The sequence below is a fragment of the Streptomyces sp. NRRL F-5727 genome (genome assembly GCF_000719555.1).
Lineage (GTDB): Bacteria > Actinomycetota > Actinomycetes > Streptomycetales > Streptomycetaceae > Streptomyces.
Window position 1 is genome coordinate 1 of record NZ_JOGX01000103.1, and the last position, 13,598, is coordinate 13,598.

At 74.2% G+C, this 13,598-nt stretch carries 16 protein-coding genes; 4 read left to right on the forward strand and 12 right to left on the reverse strand.

Features of this window, described 5'->3' with window-relative positions; translation table 11 throughout:
* Window positions 1-92: 92 nt before the first annotated feature.
* The 10 genes from IF73_RS0135655 to hisD form a co-directional block, all read right to left on the reverse strand.
* Window positions 93-1,328: an MFS transporter gene (locus IF73_RS0135655; RefSeq protein WP_031015338.1), complete on the reverse strand. Its 1,236-nt coding sequence runs from the start codon at window positions 1,326-1,328 to the stop codon at window positions 93-95.
* Complete coding sequence (locus tag IF73_RS0135660; protein WP_031015339.1) at window positions 1,325-1,912, reverse strand: winged helix-turn-helix domain-containing protein; 588 nt, start codon at window positions 1,910-1,912, stop codon at window positions 1,325-1,327. The genes IF73_RS0135655 and IF73_RS0135660 overlap by 4 nt, the downstream gene beginning before the upstream one ends.
* Before the next feature lie 117 nt (window positions 1,913-2,029).
* Window positions 2,030-2,785, reverse strand: coding sequence for an imidazole glycerol phosphate synthase subunit HisF (gene hisF / locus IF73_RS0135665; protein ID WP_031015340.1), 756 nt, complete (start codon window positions 2,783-2,785; stop codon window positions 2,030-2,032).
* Complete coding sequence (locus IF73_RS0135670; protein ID WP_031015341.1) at window positions 2,782-3,180, reverse strand: RidA family protein; 399 nt, start codon at window positions 3,178-3,180, stop codon at window positions 2,782-2,784. The genes hisF and IF73_RS0135670 overlap by 4 nt, the downstream gene beginning before the upstream one ends.
* On the reverse strand, window positions 3,177-3,905 hold the full coding sequence (gene priA / locus IF73_RS0135675) for a bifunctional 1-(5-phosphoribosyl)-5-((5-phosphoribosylamino)methylideneamino)imidazole-4-carboxamide isomerase/phosphoribosylanthranilate isomerase PriA (protein ID WP_031015343.1): 729 nt from the start codon (window positions 3,903-3,905) through the stop codon (window positions 3,177-3,179). The genes IF73_RS0135670 and priA overlap by 4 nt, the downstream gene beginning before the upstream one ends.
* Window positions 3,902-4,549 carry an imidazole glycerol phosphate synthase subunit HisH gene (gene hisH / locus IF73_RS0135680; RefSeq protein WP_031015345.1) on the reverse strand — a complete coding sequence of 216 codons (648 nt, stop codon included), beginning with the start codon at window positions 4,547-4,549 and terminating at the stop codon, window positions 3,902-3,904. The genes priA and hisH overlap by 4 nt, the downstream gene beginning before the upstream one ends.
* Window positions 4,546-4,710: a hypothetical protein gene (locus IF73_RS41700; RefSeq protein WP_030748301.1), complete on the reverse strand. Its 165-nt coding sequence runs from the start codon at window positions 4,708-4,710 to the stop codon at window positions 4,546-4,548. Before IF73_RS41700 ends, hisH begins: the two co-directional genes overlap by 4 nt.
* Before the next feature lie 2 nt (window positions 4,711-4,712).
* Window positions 4,713-5,306: an imidazoleglycerol-phosphate dehydratase HisB gene (gene hisB / locus IF73_RS0135690; RefSeq protein ID WP_030492957.1), complete on the reverse strand. Its 594-nt coding sequence runs from the start codon at window positions 5,304-5,306 to the stop codon at window positions 4,713-4,715.
* Window positions 5,303-6,436 (reverse strand): histidinol-phosphate transaminase, encoded by a 1,134-nt coding sequence (locus IF73_RS0135695; protein WP_031015347.1) that lies wholly within the window; start codon window positions 6,434-6,436, stop codon window positions 5,303-5,305. Before IF73_RS0135695 ends, hisB begins: the two co-directional genes overlap by 4 nt.
* Window positions 6,433-7,776, reverse strand: coding sequence for a histidinol dehydrogenase (gene hisD, locus IF73_RS0135700; protein WP_031015349.1), 1,344 nt, complete (start codon window positions 7,774-7,776; stop codon window positions 6,433-6,435). The genes IF73_RS0135695 and hisD overlap by 4 nt, the downstream gene beginning before the upstream one ends.
* A 217-nt stretch (window positions 7,777-7,993) precedes the next feature.
* On the opposite strand from hisD, the gene IF73_RS0135705 reads away from it, so the two are divergent.
* From IF73_RS0135705 to ybaK, 4 genes are all read left to right on the forward strand, one after another.
* On the forward strand, window positions 7,994-9,589 hold the full coding sequence (locus IF73_RS0135705; RefSeq protein WP_031015350.1) for a hypothetical protein: 1,596 nt from the start codon (window positions 7,994-7,996) through the stop codon (window positions 9,587-9,589).
* A 125-nt stretch (window positions 9,590-9,714) separates the two neighbouring features.
* Window positions 9,715-10,761, forward strand: a complete 1,047-nt coding sequence (locus tag IF73_RS0135710) for a hypothetical protein (protein WP_031015352.1) — start codon at window positions 9,715-9,717, stop codon at window positions 10,759-10,761.
* Between the two features lie 11 nt (window positions 10,762-10,772).
* Window positions 10,773-11,510: an LON peptidase substrate-binding domain-containing protein gene (locus tag IF73_RS0135715; RefSeq protein ID WP_031015353.1), complete on the forward strand. Its 738-nt coding sequence runs from the start codon at window positions 10,773-10,775 to the stop codon at window positions 11,508-11,510.
* 27 nt (window positions 11,511-11,537) lie between these two features.
* Window positions 11,538-12,035 carry a Cys-tRNA(Pro) deacylase gene (gene ybaK / locus IF73_RS0135720; protein WP_031015354.1) on the forward strand — a complete coding sequence of 166 codons (498 nt, stop codon included), beginning with the start codon at window positions 11,538-11,540 and terminating at the stop codon, window positions 12,033-12,035.
* 21 nt (window positions 12,036-12,056) lie between these two features.
* Here the strand turns inward: ybaK and IF73_RS0135725 are convergent, their stop codons facing one another.
* Window positions 12,057-12,671, reverse strand: coding sequence for an ABC transporter permease (locus IF73_RS0135725; RefSeq protein WP_031015355.1), 615 nt, complete (start codon window positions 12,669-12,671; stop codon window positions 12,057-12,059).
* Window positions 12,672-12,705: 34 nt separating this feature from the next.
* On the reverse strand, window positions 12,706-13,530 hold the full coding sequence (locus IF73_RS0135730; protein ID WP_031015357.1) for an ABC transporter permease: 825 nt from the start codon (window positions 13,528-13,530) through the stop codon (window positions 12,706-12,708).
* Window positions 13,531-13,598 lie beyond the last annotated feature (68 nt).

Sequence of the window (13,598 nt, forward strand, 5' to 3'; positions counted from 1 at the left end):
AGTCCTCGTACTGGACGTACTCGGGCTTTCACCCGGTGCGGCGAGAGCGCGTGCATGGCGTCGCGGGGCAGGCGGGAGTTTGACGACAGGGCCTAGGGCTTCGGGAGTTCGGCGCGGCGGACGGCGCGGACCGCGAGGCCGTACACCCCGGAGAGGGCGCAGACGGCGGCGCTGACGACGAAGACCGGGCCGGTCCCCCACAGGCCGATCGCCGCGCCGGTGACCGGGAAGCTCAGCGGGGCGATGCCGAGGCTGCCGAGACCGGCGACGGCGCTCACCCGGCCGAGGTAGGCGGGGTCGCACTCGGTCTGGATCAGGGCGTTGCACAGGGCTCCGGAGAGGCCGGCGAACAGGCCGATGGAGAGGGCCGCGACGACGGCGAGGGCGAGCTGGGCCAGGTGGGCGAGCGCGCCGATCGACACGGCGCCGATCACCATGGTCCAGCCCATGACGAGCCCGGTCCTGGGCACGTGCCCCCTGACGGTCAGCAGCAGGGAGGCGGCGCCCGCGCCGACGCCGAAGCCGGCGAGGACCCAGCCGATGCCGGAGGCGCCCCAGCCGCGCTGCTCGGAGAGGACGGCGAGGCCGACGTTGAGGGGACCGACGAAGCCGAGGTCGCTGAGGAGGACGACGATCATCAGCGGGCCGAGCACCGGGTGGCCGCGGAGGTAGCGCAGGCCGTCGGCGAGGCCGCGCGGGGCGGAGCCGTCGCGGGTCTCCTCCTCCCGGGGCAGCGGGCGGAGCCGGAGCGCGGCGAGCAGGGGCAGGGAGAACGCGAAGAGGGCGCCGGCGACGGCGAACGCGCTCGCGGTGCCGCCGACGGCGACGGCGAGGCCGCCGAGCGGGGCGCCGACGACGGCGCCCGTCCGGTGGGCGAGGCCGCGCATGCCCTGGACGCGGGCGAGCTGGTCCCGGTCGGCGACGCGGGGCGGCAGGGCGCCGACGGCCGGCAGGAAGAGGGCGTCGACGGTGCCGAAGACGAGGGCGACGGCGGCGAGCGCCCCCAGGCCGGGCGAGGCGAGGAAGAGGGTCGCGGCGAGGCCGAGGGTGACCAGGCAGCGGACGGTGTCGGAGGCGATGACGACCCGGCGCGGGCCGAGCCGGTCGGCGATCACTCCGCCGACGAGCATGAGCAGCGCGCGGGGCACGGCCGCGACGGCCATGACGAGCCCCGCCTGGGCGGGCGTGCCGCCGCTGACGGCGGCCCAGGAGAGGGCCAGGTAGAAGACGCTGTCGCCGAGGGTGGAGGCGGTGTAGGCGCCGAGCCAGCGCAGGACCTGGGGGCTGCGGTGGGCGGGGCGGGCGGCGGCCTCGGTGAGCGCGGTCACGGGCGGTAGGGGAAGCCGTGGAGGTGGACGGCGACGTTCTCCCGGCCCTCGGTGTCGCCGGCGGCCTCGGCGGCGCGGGCGGCCTGGTCGTACTTCCGGAGGACGGCCTCCAGCTCCGCGCCGAGGGCGGTGAGTTCGGCGGCGGTGAGCCGGGGCAGCCATTCGGAGCTGATCGAGGCGGAGCGCCAGGCGTCGGACCAGGTGAGGCGCTCGTCGAGGAAGCGGGTGTGCATCTCGGCCCGCTGCTCGCTGACGGTACGGCCGAAGGCGGCGCTGGCCGCGGCGAGCTCGGGGGCGTCCTTGACGTCCTCCTCGTGGATGCCGAAGCCGTAGGAGCTGGGCTGCCACCAGCGTTCGCGCCCGTCGGCGGACTGAGCCTCGGCCTCCTCGATGAGCCCGCCGTCGGCGAGCTTGCGCAGGTGGTAACTGACCAGGGACACGGCCTCGTCGACCTGGTCGGCGAGCTGCGAGGCGGTCGCGGTGCGGGCGACGAAGAGGGCTCGGTAGAGGCGCATGCGCAGCGGGTGCGAGATGGCCTTGAGGGTGCCGAGCTCGGTGATCCGGCGGGTCTCGGAGGAGGTCATGTCCACGACCGTAGACGCGCAGGAAAACTTGCGCAACGAAGATTGCGCAATTTTTCTTGCGCGTTCGGCGGACGAAAAGGGCCCCCGAGGGGGCCCTTCCCACAAGCGGAACGCGTCTCAGCGGACCTCGTTACCCGCCTCCCGCAGCGCTTCCTTGACCTCGCCGATCCGCAGATCGCCGAAGTGGAAGACGGAGGCGGCGAGCACCGCGTCCGCGCCGGCCGCGACGGCCGGGGCGAAGTCGGCGAGCTTGCCGGCGCCGCCCGAGGCGATCACCGGGACCGTCACGTGCTTGCGCACGGCCGCGATCATCTCGGTGTCGTAGCCGTCCTTGGTGCCGTCCGCGTCCATCGAGTTGAGCAGGATCTCCCCCGCGCCCAGCTCGGCGGCCCGGTGCGCCCACTCGACGGCGTCGATGCCGGTGCCCTTGCGGCCGCCGTGGGTGGTGACCTCGAAGGAGCCGGTGGCGGTGCGCCGGGCGTCGACCGACAGGACGAGGACCTGGCGGCCGAAGCGCTCGGCGATCTCCTGGATCAGCTCGGGACGGGCGATGGCGGCCGTGTTGACGCCCACCTTGTCCGCGCCGGCCCGCAGCAGCTTGTCGACGTCCTCCGCCGAGCGGACGCCGCCGCCGACGGTGAGCGGGATGAAGACCTGCTCGGCGGTGCGGCGCACCACGTCGTAGGTGGTCTCCCGGTTGCCGGAGGAGGCGGTGATGTCGAGGAAGGTCAGCTCGTCGGCGCCCTCGGCGTCGTACAGCTTGGCCATCTCGACGGGGTCGCCGGCGTCCCGCAGGTTCTGGAAGTTGACGCCCTTGACGACCCGGCCGTTGTCCACGTCCAGGCAGGGGATCACTCGTACGGCGAGGCTCATGCCGCATCACTCCTGTACGCCTCGACCTCGACCTCGACCACCAGGCGGGGGTCGACGAAGCCCGAGACGATGATCATCGACGCGGCCGGGCGGACCTCGTCGAACAGCTCCTTGTGGGCGCGGCCCACCTCGTCCACGTCGCGCGCGTGCGTGAGGTACATGCGGGTGCGGACGACGTGCTCGGCGCCGAGGCCGAGCTGCTTCAGGGCGTCGAGGGCGACGTTGAAGGAGTTGACGGTCTGCTCGTACGGGCCGCCGTCGGCGATCGCACCGCCGACGACCGAGGTGCAGCCGGAGACGAGGACGGTGCCGTTGGGCAGCTCGACCGCGCGGGAGTAGCCGAACTGCTCCTCCCAGGGGGCGCCGGTGACGATCTTGCGCACGGAGTCGGTCATGCGGACGCCACCGCCCGCAGGGCCTCTTCGAGGGTGAACGCCTTGGCGTAGAGCGCCTTGCCGACGATCGCGCCCTCGACGCCCAGGTGGGTGAGCCCGGCGAGGGCGCGCAGGTCATCCAGGGAGGAGACGCCGCCGGAGGCGACGACGGGCTTGTCGGTGGCCGCGCAGACGTTCTTCAGCAGCTCGACGTTGGGGCCGGTGAGCGTGCCGTCGCGGCCGATGTCGGTGACGACGTACCGGGCGCAGCCCTCGGAGTCGAGGCGGGCCAGCGTCTCGTAGAGGTCGCCGCCCTCGCTGGTCCAGCCGCGGCCCTTGAGGGTGGTGCCGCGCACGTCGAGGCCGACGGCGATCCTGTCGCCGTGCTCGGCGATCACCTTGGCGACCCACTCGGGGGTCTCCAGGGCGGCGGTGCCGAGGTTGACGCGGGTGCAGCCGGTGGCGAGGGCGGCGGCGAGCGAGGCGTCGTCGCGGATGCCGCCGGACAGCTCCACCTTGATGTCCATGGCCTCGGTGATCTGGCGGACCAGCTCGCGGTTGTCGCCGGTGCCGAAGGCGGCGTCCAGGTCGACGAGGTGGAGCCACTCGGCGCCGGAGCGCTGCCAGGAGAGGGCGGCCTCCAGCGGGGAGCCGTAGGAGGTCTCGCTGCCGGACTCGCCGTGGACGAGCCGGACGGCCTGGCCGTCGCGGACGTCGACGGCGGGGAGGAGTTCGAGAGTGCTCACAGGGTTCCGATCCAGTTGGTGAGGAGCTGGGCTCCGGCGTCGCCGGACTTCTCGGGGTGGAACTGGGTGGCCCACAGGGCCCCGTTCTCCACGGCGGCGACGAAGGGCTCCCCGTGGGTGGCCCAGGTGACCTTGGGGGCGCGGATGTTGGGGTTGCCGACCTCCAGGCTCCACTCGCGCACCGCGTAGGAGTGCACGAAGTAGAAGCGGGCGTCGGCGTCCAGGCCGGCGAAGAGCTCGGTGTCCTCGGGCGCGTCGACCGTGTTCCAGCCCATGTGGGGCACGACGGGGGCCTTCAGCGGCTCGACCGTGCCGGGCCACTCGTCGAGGCCCTCGGTCTCGACGCCGTGCTCGATGCCGCGCTCGAAGAGGATCTGCATGCCGACGCAGATGCCCATGACGGGGCGGCCGCCGGAGAGCCGGCGGCCGACGATCCAGTCGCCGCGGGCCTCCTTGAGCCCCTGCATGCAGGCGGAGAAGGCGCCGACGCCGGGGACGAGGAGCCCGTCGGCGTTCATCGCCTTCTCGTAGTCGCGAGTGATCTCGACGTCCGCGCCGACCCGGGCGAGGGCGCGCTCGGCGGAGCGCACGTTGCCGAAGCCGTAGTCGAAGACGACGACCTTCTTGGGGGTGTTCACCGTCATGACCACACGTCCAGTCGCAGCACGCCGGCGGTGAGGCACATGGCCGCGCCGATGGAGAGCAGCACGATGAGGCCCTTGGGCATCTGCTGCTTGACGAAGGAGTAGATGCCGCCGAGCAGGAAGAGCCCGACGACGATCAGGATGGTGGAGAGACCGGTCACGGTTACAGCGCGCCCTTCGTGGAGGGGAGGATTCCGGCGGCGCGCGGGTCGCGCTCGGAGGCGTAGCGCAGGGCGCGGGCGAGCGCCTTGAACTGGCACTCGACGATGTGGTGGGCGTTGCGCCCGTACGGCACGTGCACGTGCAGCGCGATCTGCGCCTGGGCCACGAAGGACTCCAGGATGTGGCGCGTCATGGTGGTGTCGTACGAGCCGATCATCGGCGCCATGTTCTCGGGCTCGGTGTGCACCAGGTAGGGGCGGCCGGAGAGGTCGACGGTGACCTGGGCGAGGGACTCGTCCAGCGGGACCGTGCAGTTGCCGAAGCGGTAGATGCCGACCTTGTCGCCGAGGGCCTGCTTGAAGGCGGCGCCGAGGGCGAGGGCGGTGTCCTCGATGGTGTGGTGGGAGTCGATGTGGAGGTCGCCGTCGGTCTTCACGGTGAGGTCGAACAGACCGTGGCGGCCGAGCTGGTCGAGCATGTGGTCGTAGAAGCCGACCCCGGTCGACACGTCGACCTTTCCGGTGCCGTCGAGGTCGATCTCGACGACGACGGAGGTCTCCTTGGTGGTGCGCTCCACGCGGCCTACGCGGCTCATGCGTTCTGCTCCTTCTTCAGCTCACGAACCGCGTCGAGGAACGCGTCGTTCTCTTCGGGGGTGCCGGCGGTGACCCGCAGCCAGCCGGGGACGCCGTTGTCCCGGACCAGGACACCCCGGTCGAGGATCTTCCGCCACGCCTGGTGCGCGTCGGGGAAGCGTCCGAACTGGACGAAGTTGGCGTCGGACTCGGTGACCTCGTAGCCGACGGCCCGCAGTTCGGCGACGAGGCGGTCGCGCTCGGCCTTGAGCTGCTCGACGTACCCGAGGAGGGTGTCGGTGTGCTCCAGGGCGGCGAGCGCGGTCGCCTGGGTGACGGCGGAGAGGTGGTACGGCAGGCGGACCAGCTGGACGGCGTCGACCACGGCCGGGTGGGCGGCCAGGTAGCCGAGGCGGAGTCCGGCGGCGCCGAACGCCTTGGACATGGTCCGGGAGACCACCAGGTGCGGCCGGCCCTCCAGGAGGGGCAGCAGCGAGTCCCGGTGGCTGAACTCCACGTACGCCTCGTCCACCACGACCAGCGAGGGCTTCGCGGCCTGGGCGGCGTCGTACAGCCGCACCACGACCTCGGCCTCGACGGCGGTGCCGGTGGGGTTGTTGGGCGAGGTGACGAAGACGACGTCGGGCGCGTGCTCGGCGACGGCCGCCTCGGCCGCCTCGACGTCGATGGTGAAGTCCTCGTTGCGCGGGCCGGAGATCCAGCCGGTGCCGGTGCCGCGGGCGATCAGGGCGTGCATCGAGTACGAGGGCTCGAAGCCGATCGCGGTGCGGCCGGGTCCGCCGAAGGTCTGCAGCAGCTGCTGGAGGACCTCGTTGGAGCCGTTGGCGGCCCACACGTTCTCCCGGGACACCGGGTGCCCGCCGGTACGGGTGAGGTAGCGGGCCAGCTCGGTGCGGAGCTCCACCGCGTCCCGGTCGGGGTAGCGGTTGAGGCCGCGGGCGGCCTCGGCGACCCGCTCCGCGATCCGGGCCACCAGCGGCTCGGGCAGCGGGTAGGGGTTCTCGTTGGTGTTCAGCTGGACGGGCACGTCGAGCTGGGGGGCGCCGTAGGGCGACTGGCCCTTCAGCTCCTCGCGGATCGGCAGGTCGTCGATGCCGATGGTGTCGTTCGTGTCGCGGGTGTCGCTCACTTGCTCTCGGGCACCTTCCAGCCGAACCTTGCCTTGATCGCCGCGCCGTGGGCCGGGAGGTCCTCGGCCTCGGCCAGGGTGACCACGTGGTGGGCCACGTCGGCCAGCGCGTCGCGCGTGTAGTCCACGATGTGCACGCCGCGCAGGAAGGACTGCACGGAGAGGCCCGAGGAGTGGCAGGCGCAGCCGCCGGTGGGCAGGACGTGGTTGGAACCGGCGCAGTAGTCGCCGAGGGAGACCGGCGCCCAGGGGCCGACGAAGACCGCGCCCGCGTTGCGGACCCGGTCGGCGAGGGCGGCGGCGTCGGCGGTCTGGATCTCCAGGTGCTCGGCGCCGTAGGCGTCGACGACCTTGAGGCCGTCCTCCAGGTCGGTGACGAGGACGATCGCGGACTGCTTTCCGGCCAGGGCCGGGGCGATCCGGTCCTCGACGTGCCGGGCGACGGCGACCTGGGCCTTGAGCTCGGCCTCGACGGCCTCGGCCAGCTCCGGGGAGTCGGTGACCAGGACGGACGCGGCCATCGGGTCGTGCTCGGCCTGGCTGATGAGGTCGGCGGCGACGTGCACGGGGTCGGCGGTGGAGTCGGCGAGGACGGCGATCTCGGTCGGTCCGGCCTCGGCGTCGATGCCGATGCGGCCCTTGAGGAGGCGCTTGGCGGCGGCGACGTAGATGTTGCCGGGGCCGGTGACCAGGTTGACGGGCTCGCAGCCGGGCTCGTCGGCGGTGGAGGCGGTGCCGTAGGCGAACATGGCGATGGCCTGGGCGCCGCCGGCCGCGTAGACCTCGTCGACGCCGAGCAGGGCGCAGGCGGCGAGGATCGTCGGGTGCGGCAGTCCGCCGAACTCCTTCTGCGGCGGGGAGGAGACGGCGACGCCCTCGACGCCTGCCTCCTGGGCCGGGACCACGTTCATCACGACGGAGGACGGGTAGACGGCGCGTCCGCCGGGCACGTACAGGCCGACGCGGTCGACGGGGATCCACTTCTCGGTGACCGTGCCGCCGGGCACGACCTGGGTGGTGTGGGTGGTGCGGCGCTGGTCGCGGTGGACCAGCCGGGCGCGCCGGATGGACTCCTCGAGGGCGGCGCGGACGGCCGGGTCGAGCTCGTCGAGGGCGCGGGCGATCGCCTCGGCGGGGACGCGCAGGCGCTCCAGGCGGACGCCGTCGAACTTCTCCCCGTAGTCGATCACCGCGGCCGCGCCATGATGCCGTACGTCCTCGCAGATCGGCCGCACCTTCTCCAGGGCGGCTTCCACGTCGAACTCGGCACGGGGCAGCAGGTCGCGCAGGGCGGAACCCTCGGGGAGGGCCTCGCCGCGCAGATCGATTCGAGAGATCACGGGTCAATTCTCTCAGACGGCTCTTCGGCCCGGACTTCCCGTATCACTGGCTGATACTCGGCTTGCCGCACGTCGATACGCGCCTCAGTGGCGTCTCCTCGCCGCTCCTGACCGTTAGCGTTCAGCCCGTCACAGTCCGGGAAGAACGACTGTACGAATCCACCACCCCCGGGAAGCGGAGTGGTGGGAGCGCATCGGGGAGAGCGAGGGGGCGGCAGTGACCGAGCCGCACGACGAGGGGATGCCGGACGGTCTCACGGACCCGGAGCGGGCCGTGTGGCAGGCGTTCCGGATCGGCAGGACCTGCGATCTGACGGAGGGGGTGGCGGAGCGGGACGACCCGTTCGGGGAGGCGGCCTGGGGGCCGGAGCGGAGCGTGCGCGCCGACGTGATGGCGGCGCTGCTGCTCGACGGGCCGCCGGCCTGGTCGGGCCGGGTGGCCGCGCTGAAGCTGCGCGGGGTGCGGATCACCGGCGTGCTGGACCTGGCCGGCGGGTCGATAGCGCCGTACGTGGAGCTGCACGGCTGCCGCTTCGACGGCGAGGTGGTGGTGCCGGAGGCCCGGTTCGGCACGCTCCGGATGGTCGGCTGCGCGCTGCCCCGCCTGGAGGCGGCCCGGCTGCACACCGAGGGCGATCTGCACCTGCCGCGCTGCCGGGTGCGGCGGGGCATCCGGCTGACGGACGCCCAGATCGGCACGGACCTGCTGATCAACCAGATCCAGGTGTGGCCGGACGGACGGGGCCGGGCGATCACGGCGGACGGCATGGTGGTGGCGCAGGACGTCCAGGCCGAGCTGATCGAGACGCACGGCGAGTTCAGCCTGCGCGGCGCGAAGATCGGGGTCTCGCTCAGCCTGCGGGGCAGCGTGCTCCGCTCGGACCGGGGCCGCCGCGCGCTGAACGCGCCGCAGCTGACCGTCGAGCGGACCCTGTACCTGAACGCGGCCTGGGTGTACGAGGGCGGCGGGCAGTCCACGGCCACCCCGCCGTACGGGGTGGCGCCGGTCCGGGACGCCCGGCGCAAGCCGGCCGAGTTCCACGGCGGCGTCCGGCTGGACGACGGCCGCTTCGGCGACGCGGTGGACCTGCACCACGCCCGCTTCCTGCTCAGCGGGGCGCGCCGGGAGGAGCTGTCGCTGCGCCGGATCGTCACCCCGGAGCTGAGGTTCAACGGGGAGCGCCCGGAGGAGGGCCGGGTGGTGCTGAACGGCGCGAAGGTGGTGACGCTGATCGACCTGTCCACCAGCTGGCCGGGCCCCGGCGGCCTGGCGCTGAGCGGGTTCGTCTACGAGAACCTGGTGCCGTACGGGCACTTCCCGCTGGCCCGGCGGATCGAGTGGGTGGCGGCGGCGACCCCGGAGTACGCGCCGGAGCCGTACGAGCGGCTGGCGACCGTGCTGCGCAACAGCGGGGAGGATGCGGACGCCCGGGAGGTGCTGCTCGCCAAGCAGCGGCGCAGACGGGAGACGCTGCCGGTCGCCGGGAAGCTGTGGGGGTACGTGCAGGACTGGACGGTGGCGTACGGCTACCGGCCGGGCCGGGCGGCGCTGTGGATGGCGGTGCTGTGGGCGGCGGGCACGCTGGCCTTCTCCCGGTACGAGCCGGTGCCGATCAAGGAGGGCGAGGGCCCGGCGTGGAACGGCACGCTGTACGCCCTGGACCTGCTGCTGCCGGTGATCACGCTCGGCCAGGACGGCTACTGGCGCCTGGAGGGCGGCTGGCAGTGGGCGGCGGCGGTGCTGATCCTGCTCGGCTGGATCCTGGCGACGACGGTGGCGGCGGGCGCGACCCGGCTGCTGCGGCGCGGCTGACCGGCGGGGCGCCGGTTGCGGGGGCGGGGTGCGTGACGGCCGGGGGGAGACCGGGTGAGATCCGGGTGAAGGGAGACCGGCTCGGCACGCCCGGAGGGTCCCCCGGTGGGAAGATACGTCCTGCCATGTCCTTCCTCCGCGCCCTGGTCGGCGCCGTCCGCTCGGCCCGGCACGCCCCGCGTCTCGCCGTCGGGCTGACGCCGGACGACGACGTGCTGCTGGACGCCCCGGACGACCGGCTCGCGCCGGCGCTGGTGGCGGCCGCGGTCGGCGACCCGGAGCCCGCGGCGAAGCTGCTCGCCACGACCCGGGACGCCGGCGACTGGGAGGACCGGGACCGCTATGTGGGGCGGCTCGCCACCTTCGCGTACAGCCGGGGCGAGTGGCTGGACCGCTGGAACGAGGTCGCGCCGCGGGATCCCGACGCCCTGCTGGTGTCGGCGCAGCTCGCGGTCCGCCGGGCCTGGGAGTCGCCGGCCCGCGCCGAGCGGCTGCGCGAGCTGGACCCGCTGCTGCGGCCGCTCACCGAGGAGGCCGGGCGCGATCCGGTGCCGTGGCGGCTCGCGCTGGACCACGCGCGCGGGGCGCACGCCGGGCACGCGGTCTTCGAGCGGCTGTGGGAGCAGGCCCTGCTGCGCTCCCCGCACCACTACGGCTGCCATGTCGCCGCGCTGAAGTACCTGTCGGCGCAGTGGTACGGCTCGCACCGGGCGGCCTTCGACTTCGCGGAGCAGGCCGCCGACGACGCGGCGCCGGGCTCGCTGGTGCGGGCGCTGCCGGTGCGCGCCGCCTACGAGGGGCTGCGCCCGCTGCCCGGTGCGGGGCGGGCCGCCCCGGCCGGGCCGGCGGTGGACGGGGAGCGGATCGACCGGGCGGCGGACCGGGGCCTGGTGCTGTCGGCGGAGTTCGCGGTGGGCGACCCGTGGCCGGCCGAGGTGCGGAACCTGCTGGCGTACGTCCTGGTGGAGCGGGGGCGGTGGGCGGAGGCGCTGGCCGAGTTCGGCCGGACGGGGCCGTACGCGACCTCCTTCCCGTGGGCGGTCGGCGGCCACGATCCGCTGCGGCGGTTCCTGGCCACCCGGGACCGGACGCGGGCCGAGCTGGCGCGGCGGACTCCGCTGTGGGGGCCCGCGCGCGCAATCCCCGGACGGAGCGGTCCGCGCGGCCATTAGGCTTGGCCGCTGTGACCACCGCTCGCCTGCCCCTCTTCCCGCTCAACGCGGTGCTGTTCCCGGGCCTCGTGCTGCCGCTCAACGTCTTCGAGGAGCGGTATCGCGCCATGATGCGCGCCCTGCTCGACATCGACGCCTCCGAGCCGCGGCGCTTCGCCGTGGTCGCGATCCGGGACGGGCACGAGGTCGCACCGACCGCGCCCGGGATGCCGGACCCGACGGCGCTGCCGGAGAAGGGCCCGGCCGCGGGCTTCGGCCCCGACCCGCTGCGGAGCTTCCACCCGGTGGGGTGCGTCGCGGACGCGGCGAGCATCCGGCAGCGCGGGGACGGCTCGTACGAGGTGATGGTCACCGGCACCACCCGGGTGCGGCTGCGTTCGGTGGACGCGAGCGGTCCGTTCCTGACGGCGGAGACCGAGGAGCTTCCGGAGAAGCCGGGCGACGAGGCCGAGGCGCTGGCCGAGGGGGTGCTGCGGGCCTTCCGGGCGTACCAGAAGAGGCTGGCGGGGGCGCGGGAGCGGTCGCTGACGACCTCTGAGCTGCCCGACGACCCGTCGGTGGTGTCGTACCTGGTCGCGGCGGCGGCCATGGTGGACGTGCCGACGAAGCAGCGGCTCCTGGAGGCGCCGGACACCACGGTCCGGCTGCGCGAGGAGCTGGCGCTGCTGCGGGCGGAGACGGCGGTGCTGCGGCACCTCCCGTCGCTGCCGGCGGTGGAGCTGACCCAGGCGCCCACCTACCCGAACTGACGGACCGAGGGAACCGCGGAGGTCCCGGTGGCGAAGAAGAAGCAGAAGAACGGCGGCGGCACCCCGGCGACGGTGGCGCTGGCCGCGGCCGGCACGGAGTACACCCTGCACGCCTACGAGCACGACCCGGCGACCCCGTCGTACGGCGAGGAGGCGGCGGAGGCGCTGGGCGTCACGCCCGACCGGGTCTTCAAGACGCTGGTGGCGGACGTCGACGGGGAGCTGACGGTGGCGGTGGTGCCGGTCGCCGGGCAGCTGGATCTGAAGGCGCTGGCGTCGGCGGTCGGCGGCAAGCGGGCGACGATGGCGGACCCGGCGGCGGCCGAGCGGACGACCGGCTACGTGCGGGGCGGGATCTCCCCGCTGGGCCAGCGGAAGCGGCTGCGTACCGTGCTCGACTCCTCGGCGTGGGAGCACGGCACGATCTGCGTCTCGGCCGGCCGGCGGGGTCTGGAGGTCGAGCTCTCCCCCGCCGACCTGGCCGCGCTCACCTCGGCGGTGCCGGCCCCCATCGGCCGCGGCTGAGCCGGGGCCGGCCGGGGGCGCTCAGCGCTGGTACGGGTCCCAGGGGCCGGGCTCGGGGTCGCGGGGGCCGAAGATCCCGGTCAGGACCAGGTGGACGATCATGGCGGCGAGCGGCCAGGCCAGCATCGCGGCGGCGCCCATCTGGAGTTCGAGGGGGGCGTCGAAGACGACCTCGGGGCCGACGGCCTTGGCGTGGGCGACCACGTCGGCGGTCGGCCCCAGCCGCGTCCCCAGCCACCAGGCGAGCAGCGAGCCGAGGACGCCGCCGACGGCGAGCCCCAGGACGAGCGGGACGCCGCCCTTGCGGCGGGCGAGGAAGACGACGAGCCCGGCGACCGCGCCGAAGGCGAGCGCGAGGAGGACGAAGGTGCCGTCGGCGCCGATCGCGGCCTCCCCCTCGGAGTTCCGCAGATAGACGCCCTTGCCGTCGGAGATCAGCTGGACCGTGGGCGCGAGCCACACCCAGAGCACCCCGAGCACGGCTCCGGCGACCGCCGAGGCCGCCGTCACCACGAGGCCCTGGACGACCTCGGCCCCGGTGATCGGGTCACCGGCCGGGCCCTGGTGGTGCGGGGGCGGCGGGGGCCACGCGGGATCGTTCGGCGGCTGCTGGGGAGGCGTCAGGGGTGCGGTCACCCCGCCATCGTGCCAGGTGTGCCGGTGGCCCGCCTCAGCGGACCGCGGCCCTGCGGTAGGCCCAGGTGGCGGCGGCCAGCGAGAGCACGCCGACGGCGCCGCAGACGGACAGGTCGACGGCGACGGCCGACCAGTCGGGGTGCGGGTCGAAGGCGCGGCCCAGCGCCTCGACGCCGTACGTGGAGGGCAGCAGGTCGCGGGCCCAGCCGATCGGCGCCGGCATCCGCTCGGCCGGCAGCACGCCGAGGAGCAGCGCGGCGGACATGCCGAGCTGGCCGAGGAGGGTGGCCAGTTCCTGGCGGGGGGCGAGCAGGCCGAGGGCTGCGCCGAGCCCGGCGAGGGCGGCGCCGGAGAGCGGTACGACGGCGGCGAGCAGCCACAGGTGGCCGAGCGGCAGGCCGAAGAGGACGGCTCCGGTGACGGCGGTGACGAGCGTGCCGGGGACGGTGAAGGAGGCGTACGCGCCGGCGGCGCCGAGCACCACGGCGGCGGGCGGCACCGGCAGGGTCGCGTAGTGGTCGAGGCCGCCGGAGGCGCGGAGCTGGCCGAAGTACTGGGCGAGCAGGTTGAGGGCGACGAAGGCGACGACGAGGACGGTGGAGCCGGCCACGACGGCGCGGGCCTCGGAGCCGCCGTCGACGACCCCGCGCATCAGGATCATGATCCCGATGGACTGGAAGGTGGCGACGAAGAGCAGCGGGATGCGGGCGACCCGGGCCCGGCTGAGCTGCGCCTTGTAGACGGCGGCGAGGGAGGGCAGCAGCCGGGCGGGCGGGGCGAGGGGCGCGGCCTCCTCGGCGTCCCGGGCCGGGGCGGCCGGCACGCCGGCCGGCAGGGCCTCGGCGGGCAGGGTGCTCAACGCGGACAGCTCCTGGGGGTGACGTGCGGGAGGTGGGGGGTCGCGCCGGGGGCGGGCTGTCTCTTATA

Excerpts from the sequence above, each read along its gene's own strand:
- IF73_RS0135660 (WP_031015339.1), bottom strand. The coding sequence starts at position 1,912 with ATGACCTCCTCCGAGACCCGCCGGATCACCGAGCTCGGCACCCTCAAG.
- hisF (WP_031015340.1), bottom strand. The coding sequence starts at position 2,785 with ATGAGCCTCGCCGTACGAGTGATCCCCTGCCTGGACGTGGACAACGGC.
- IF73_RS0135670 (WP_031015341.1), bottom strand. The coding sequence starts at position 3,180 with ATGACCGACTCCGTGCGCAAGATCGTCACCGGCGCCCCCTGGGAGGAG.
- hisH (WP_031015345.1), bottom strand. The coding sequence starts at position 4,549 with ATGACGGTGAACACCCCCAAGAAGGTCGTCGTCTTCGACTACGGCTTC.
- hisB (WP_030492957.1), bottom strand. The coding sequence starts at position 5,306 with ATGAGCCGCGTAGGCCGCGTGGAGCGCACCACCAAGGAGACCTCCGTC.
- IF73_RS0135710 (WP_031015352.1), top strand. The coding sequence starts at position 9,715 with ATGTCCTTCCTCCGCGCCCTGGTCGGCGCCGTCCGCTCGGCCCGGCAC.